This is a genomic window from Dactylosporangium salmoneum (genome assembly GCF_039532525.1).
Lineage (GTDB): Bacteria > Actinomycetota > Actinomycetes > Mycobacteriales > Micromonosporaceae > Dactylosporangium > Dactylosporangium salmoneum.
Map to the genome: position 1 here is coordinate 73721 of NZ_BAAARV010000078.1, position 6357 is coordinate 80077.

Genomic DNA, 6357 nt, shown 5'->3' on the forward strand with positions numbered 1-6357 from the left:
GTGATGTGGCTGGTCAACAATGGACAGATGACGGGATCCGACCCCGGTCATCCGTCATGCTTGATCGATGATGAGTCGGGTTCGGCAGGCGTTGGCCGAGCTGCGCCATGAGGTGACGACGCCGGGCGTCGGGCTGGACCGGCTTCGCCTTGTCGAGGTGCCCCTCGTACCCGAAGTGCAGCTATATCTGGCCGAGGACGCCATCGTGTGGTGGGCCAGGATGGAAGCTCGGGCCGGCGTGAAGCTACCGCCCCCGTTCTGGTCCTCCGCGTGGGCCGGGGGCAAGGCGGTCGCCCGATATGTGCTGGACCATCCGGCGGCAGTGGCCGGCCGGCGGGTCCTGGATCTGGCCGCCGGTTCGGGGTTGGTGGCCATCGCGGCAGGAAAGGCCGGCGCGGCCGCGGTGACCGCGAATGACGTAGACCCGTACGCCGTCGCCGCGATCACACTCAATGCGAAAGTCAACGGTGTGCGTGTAACCGAATGTCTCGCGGACCTGCTCGACGGTGACGGCGGTGACGCCGAAACGGTCCTGGCCGGCGACATCTTTTACACCGGGATCGTGGCTCAGCGCGTTCTGGCCTTCCTGGAACGCGTCACGGCGCGCGGCGCCGAGGTCCTTGTCGGCGATCCCGGCCGGGAGCATTTGCCCCGCGGCCGCATGCAGACCATCGCTACCTACCAGTTGCCGCTCGTGGACGCCTTCGCAGACGCCCAACTGACCCAGATGGACGTGCTGCGGTTGCGCCGTTAGCCGCGCACTCACCGCGGCGCACGGTCGAAGCCCTTGCCGAGCAGCATCGTTGCCGCGTCGTGCCGCTCGGTGGCCTGGTTTGGTCATTGTTGACGATCTATGTGACACTCCCGGGTGACGCTGCCTCCTCAGCCGAATCCCCTCGGCTACCCAGGCGCCGCCTCTCCGATACCCAGCGCCCCGCCGCCGCAGCCGAAGAGCAACACACTCCTCGTCCTCGGCGTGATCGGCGGAGTGCTCGCGTTGTGCCTGATCGGCGTCTGCGCGGCCGGAGTATTGGCGTTCACCGTCTTCAAGGACAAGAGCAACTCGCAGGCGGAAGGCCAGTCGCCCGCGTCGGTTGCGACGCGCGACCCGTATCCGACCGACACGTATGCGGCACCCACCGTCATACCGACGACGCAGGCTGAAAAGCGGCGTGCGGGCACTCAGCGTTCCCGGACGCCTACGCCCAGTGGCAAGCCTCGCCGGGGCCGTGCTCCTCGAGGTAATACCCGCCTTCACCCGCCACGAGCGGTGACCCCTGCACGCTCAGTGATCGCGCCGTAGCCCGGAACGGAGAGTGTGACCGGCTGCGGCCGGCCGAGTCGCGCCGCGGGCTGCCGACCGGGGCAGGGTGGCGCCGTCCGTGGCGGCGGCGACGTAGCGTTGGCTGGGTACCACCGTCTCTTGCGTTGAGGTACGCCGGAGAGGAGGGCACGATGGCCTTCGACAAGATGATGAAGTCCGCCAAGCGTGGCCTGGCGACGAGCCGGGCGCGAGTGGATGAGACGCGAGTCCAGCGGCAGCGCGACAAGCTGCTGTACGAGATCGGCAAGGCCAGCTACGCCGAACACACCGGCCACGCGACACGTGAGGCCGTGGCCAGCAAGCTCCGCGCTCTGGATGACCATGAGCAGGCGCTTCGCGAGAAGCAGGAGCGGCAGGCGAGAGACATCATGCATCCGGGAGCCGAGTGCGTCGACGAGGGCGAGACCGTCGCCTCCGCCGCTCGGAAGATGCGCGATCTCGGCGTCGGTTCCCTGCCGATCTGCGGCGCGGACGACCGGCTGCACGGCATCCTTACCGACCGCGACATCGTCGTGAGGTGCATCGCCGAGGGCCAGGAGCCCAGCCAGGTCAGGGTGCGTGACCTGACCGGGGGTGAGCTGGTCTGGGTCGATGCCGGCGCCGGCGTCAACGAGGTGCTGTCGCAGATGGAGGACCACCAGGTCAAGCGGCTGCCGGTCATCGAGAACCACCGCCTGGTCGGCATGATCAGCGAGTCCGACCTGGCTCGCAACCTCGACGAACGCCGGCTCGCCGAGTTCGTGGGGAAGGTCTACTCGACGTCCTGACTCCCTTATCCGGAGGCACTGGTGACGATTGCTGTGTCCAGCCCGGTTTTCAATGAGGGCGATCAGATTCCTCGGCGCTTCACGGGCGATGGCGTCGACGTGTCACCGCCGCTCAACTTCACCGGACTGCCGGAGCAGACCGCTGAGCTGGCCGTGCTCGTCGAGGACCCGGACGCCCCCAGCGGTACCTTCACGCATTGGGTCATGTGGGGCATCGATCCCGACCTGTCAGGCCTCGGTGAAGGTGAGGCGCCGGCGGGCGCCGTGCAGGGCAAGAACGGCTTCGGCAGGCGGGCGTACGGGGGGCCGAGCCCGCCCCGTGGCCGGTCACATCGGTACGTCTTCGAAGTGCTGGCCCTGTCCGAACCGCTCCGCCTCGCCGGGGGCGCGTCGGCTGCCGATCTTCGACGGGCGGCGGCGGGGAAGGTGTTGGCCTCGGGCCACCTCACCGGACGCTACAAGCGAGGCTGAAGCCGTACGGCCATCAAACCCCAGGCGGAGGGCTGAGCGGCTCTGGCGTCGGGTCGGTCCCGCTCGCTGACGGCGCGGGGGCCGGCAGGTTCGCCGCGAGCTGGTCGGCCAGGGAGAGTACCGCCTCGTACCCGGTGCCGGTGAGTGTGCCGTCCTGGTGCAGTTGGTCGATCCGGTCGCGCAGACCGGCCAGCTCCGCTGCGGCGCGCTCGTCGTTGCCGCGTGCGAGCTCGCGGCCGAGTCTGTCGAGCCGGCGGTTCAGCTCACGCGCGGTACCGCTGTCCAAACCGCCGTCACCGACCTGGGCCTCCAGAGCGGCGCGAGCCGCGGCCAGCATCGCCTCGGTCGGGTCGCTCGGTGTGTCCGTCGGCGTTGGGCTCGGTGTGTCGGTCGGTGTCTCGGCCGGTGTCTCACTCGGCGCCGCGCTCGAGGTATCCGCGGACGGCAGGGACTGGGTCGTTTCCGCGGGGGTCGGCGCCGCGGCCGGGTGGCCGGATCGGCCCGGGAGGGTGCCGAGCGCGAGCACGGCGACGGCGACGGCGGCCGCGCCGAGCGCCGCCAGTGCGATCCCGACCGAACGGCCCCGTCGCCGGGTGGCCGGCGCGGGCGGCTCGGCGAGCTCGGGCAGGCTGCGCGTTGGCGGCCGCACCGCGGCGCGCCCGCGGATCGGCGCCTCGCCCCCGAGCACTGCCGTTGTGGCTCCGCTGGCGGCACCGGCCAGAGCCGCGCGGACCTGCGCCGCACTCGCCGGCCGGTCCGCCGCGCGCTTGGCCAGCAGTGCGCCGACCAGCCCGGCGAGTCGCGGCGGCAGGCCGGGCCGAAGCACCGTCACCGGTACCGCTGCCTGGTGCACCTGCTGCCAGGCGGTCTGCACCGGCGAGTCGGCGAGGAACGGCGGGCGGCCGGCGAGCATCGCGTACAGCACGCAGCCCAGCGCGTACAGGTCGGTCCGGGCGTCCACGGGCTCGCCGAGGACCTGTTCCGGCGCCATGTACGAGCTGGTGCCGATCACGGTGGCGGTAGCGGTCAGCGCGGTCTGCGCCCGGTCGGTGATGCGGGCGATGCCGAAGTCGCAGACCTTCACCCCGCCCTCGTCGCTGATGAGGATGTTGGCCGGCTTCACGTCCCGGTGCACCACTCCGGCGTCGTGCGCGGCCGCCAAGGCGTCGCACACCTGCTCGGCGATGTGCACCGCACGCCGTGGATCCAGCGGGCCCGCGGCCAGCTCGTCGGCGAGGCTGTGGCCCTGGACCAGCTCCATCACGAGGTACGGCGTGCCGTCGTCGACCCCGAAGTCGTACACGGCCACGATGCTCGGGTGCGACAGCTGCGCAGCGGTGTGTGCCTCGCGCTCGAACCGCTCCGGGAGCGACGGATCGGCGCCGCCGTCGTTGTGCAGCATCTTCACGGCCACGGGTCGGCCCAGCCGCCCGTCGACGGCCAGCCATACGTCGGCCATACCGCCCCGGCCGATGACCGATCGCAGCTCGTACCGGTCGTTCAACAGACGCCCCACCATGGTGGCCAACCCTGACACAACTGCCCTAATCAACCCATAGCGACGTCACGATACGTCACTGTGGCTGTGCGCCCGGTGTCGTCCTGCCCGGCCACGAGGCCGTCAGGGCTCGGTTACAGGTCGTACAGGAGCCGTCCGGTCAGCGGATCCTGGCCGTACCGGTGGCACAGCTCCGCGAGCACGTCCTCGTGCGCGAGGCCGACGTTCATGACCGTGTCGTTGCCGGCGTAGTAGATCAAGATCGTGCCGTCGGGCCGGCGCACGAGTCCGCAGGAGAAGACGACGTTCGGCACGTGCACGTAGTCGGTGTCGGCGACGCGGCAGTCGGCCCGCGACGGAAACAGCAGCGGGATGCTGGACATGCGCACGATGCGGGGATCGTCGAGGTCGTGCAGGGCCACGCCGAGCACGTACGGGTTGCCGTCCATCGTCGTGCGCACCCCGTGGAACACGTCGAGCCAGCCGTGCCGCGTACGCACCGGCGGCGCGCCCGGCCCGATCTTGTCGGAGAAGGCGCTCGGGCCCGCACCAGTCCGCATGATCGGCTCGGCGGCGATCTCCCACGGCCCGGTTCTGAAGTCCTCCGCATATCCGATGCGGATCTGCGTGTACGCGCCGCCCGTGTCACCGGCGGTGACGTCGTTGGGCCGGAACAGCCCGACGTACCTCCCGCCGATCCGCTCCGGAAACAGCACCACGTTGCGCATGTCGCGGTCGAGCATCGGCCCGTGCCGGGTGAACGCCAAGAGGTCGTCGGTGAGTGCGAGAGACACGCGCACCCGGTTGCGGATGCCGGCGTGGTAGGCGCTGTAGGTGACGGCGAACGTGTCCTCGACGGGATTGATCCGGGCGTCCTCGACGCCGCCGGACTCGATCTCCGCGATGTCCTGCCAGTCGAGGCCGGCCGCGTACAGGTCACCCTTGGTAGCGGGAGACAGCACCGGCCGTGGATGAACCACCCACCCGGACACGCCGTCCCGGCTCGTGGCCAGGCCGAGGACGCTGACCCCGCACCGCAGATGCGACCGGAACAGCATCGCGGTCCGGTCCGCCAGCGCCACCGCGCCGGCATTGTGCACCGTCATCACCTGTAGGTGCGGCTCCTGCCACACAGCGTTAACCTGGTGCGCGGTCAGGATCGGATTATTCGGGTACCGCAGGACGGGCGCGTTCAGCGACACAACCCCCGACGTTCCGTCACCGAACTGCACCTCACGCGTAGTCACAGCATCCACGGTCGCACCCTGCGTGACACCCGCGCGGCGTAATCAGGAACTGCGTCGGCGGCCCAGTGGACCGCGCGTTCGATGGGACCACTCCGCGTGGCCGGCGCCGGTACGCTTGCGCAACATGGGTCACGGGAGACCTCTGGTGCACGGAGTGTCACACCGGTCGACTGCTGCAACAGCGCTGGCCGTCGCAATCGTGCTCATGCGAACCACGCGCTGCAAGTCCGGGCGTGGGCACCAGACGTTCGAGACCAGCCGGTGCTCCTGACGCCGGTTGACCTACCCGAGTGACGGAGGTGGACCGGTTCATCCGCCGGTTCGGGTAGGAGCGGCCGACCCCGGGTAGCCGCGGGAACCGTGAGAACCGACGCCCAGGTTTCGCTCAGGCCGGCCCGGCGCGACGACGCCCCGCCGGCGCACCCAAAACGCCTGGCCCGACTGTGTACTGGGGGCCCGGCCCGGGCGGCGCTGGCGGTCGCCATGCTCCTGGCCGGCCTGGGCGTGCTCTCGACGCCGGGCCGGGCGCACGCCGCCGAGCCGCACATCGGCATCCGGGTGCGCGACGGCCGGCTAGTCGAGGCCGACGGCAGCGACCTCGTGCTGCGCGGCGTCAATCACGACTTCATGTGGTACCCGGACCAGAACAGCTCGTTCGCGGCCATCAAGGCGGCGGGCGCCAACGCGGTGCGGGTCACCCTCGGCATCGGTCACCAGTGGCGGCGGGCGCCGGCCCGGGAGGTGGCAACCGTCATCGACCTGTGCCAGAGGAACCGGCTGATCTGCATCTTCGACGCCCACGACACCGCCGGCTTCGGCCAGGACAAGAAGGCGGCACCGATGGCGGAGGCCGTGCAGTTCTGGCTCAGCATGCGCGACACGATGGTCGGCCACGAGAACAACGTCATCGTCAACATTGCCGACGAGCCGTTCGCCAACGGCACCACGTGGCCCTGGGTGCAGCAGACCGCCGACGCGATCCGCCAGCTGCGCGCCGCCGGCTTCAGGCACACGCTGCTGGTCGACGGCCCCGGCTGGGGCCAGGACGAG

6 protein-coding genes are annotated in these 6357 nt (G+C 70.3%); 4 read left to right on the top strand and 2 right to left on the bottom strand.

All coding sequences use genetic code 11. The features are described 5' to 3' along the window. The first annotated feature begins 70 nt into the window (after positions 1 to 70). From ABD352_RS39720 to ABD352_RS39730, 3 genes are all read left to right on the top strand, one after another. Positions 71 to 754 (top strand): class I SAM-dependent methyltransferase, encoded by a 684-nt coding sequence (locus tag ABD352_RS39720; RefSeq protein WP_344617813.1) that lies wholly within the window; start codon positions 71 to 73, stop codon positions 752 to 754. A 701-nt stretch (positions 755 to 1455) separates the two neighbouring features. Beyond that, positions 1456 to 2091 carry a CBS domain-containing protein gene (locus ABD352_RS39725; RefSeq protein ID WP_344617742.1) on the top strand — a complete coding sequence of 212 codons (636 nt, stop codon included), beginning with the start codon at positions 1456 to 1458 and terminating at the stop codon, positions 2089 to 2091. Between the two features lie 21 nt (positions 2092 to 2112). Beyond that, positions 2113 to 2562 carry a YbhB/YbcL family Raf kinase inhibitor-like protein gene (locus ABD352_RS39730; protein ID WP_344617743.1) on the top strand — a complete coding sequence of 150 codons (450 nt, stop codon included), beginning with the start codon at positions 2113 to 2115 and terminating at the stop codon, positions 2560 to 2562. A 13-nt stretch (positions 2563 to 2575) separates the two neighbouring features. On the opposite strand, the gene ABD352_RS39735 is transcribed toward ABD352_RS39730, so the two are convergent. Both ABD352_RS39735 and ABD352_RS39740 read right to left on the bottom strand, forming a co-directional pair. Next, positions 2576 to 4066, bottom strand: coding sequence for a protein kinase domain-containing protein (locus tag ABD352_RS39735; protein ID WP_344617744.1), 1491 nt, complete (start codon positions 4064 to 4066; stop codon positions 2576 to 2578). Between the two features lie 128 nt (positions 4067 to 4194). Next, on the bottom strand, positions 4195 to 5316 hold the full coding sequence (locus tag ABD352_RS39740; RefSeq protein ID WP_344617745.1) for a glycoside hydrolase family 130 protein: 1122 nt from the start codon (positions 5314 to 5316) through the stop codon (positions 4195 to 4197). Between the two features lie 351 nt (positions 5317 to 5667). On the opposite strand from ABD352_RS39740, the gene ABD352_RS39745 reads away from it, so the two are divergent. After that, positions 5668 to 6357, top strand: a 690-nt coding sequence (locus tag ABD352_RS39745) for a cellulase family glycosylhydrolase (protein ID WP_344617746.1), incomplete at its 3' end; no start/stop codon positions are given.

What these genes read in the sequence shown, in the direction of transcription:
- ABD352_RS39720 (WP_344617813.1), top strand. Translation starts at nt 71, where the DNA reads ATGAGTCGGGTTCGGCAGGCGTTGGCCGAGCTGCGCCATGAGGTGACG.
- ABD352_RS39725 (WP_344617742.1), top strand. Translation starts at nt 1,456, where the DNA reads ATGGCCTTCGACAAGATGATGAAGTCCGCCAAGCGTGGCCTGGCGACG.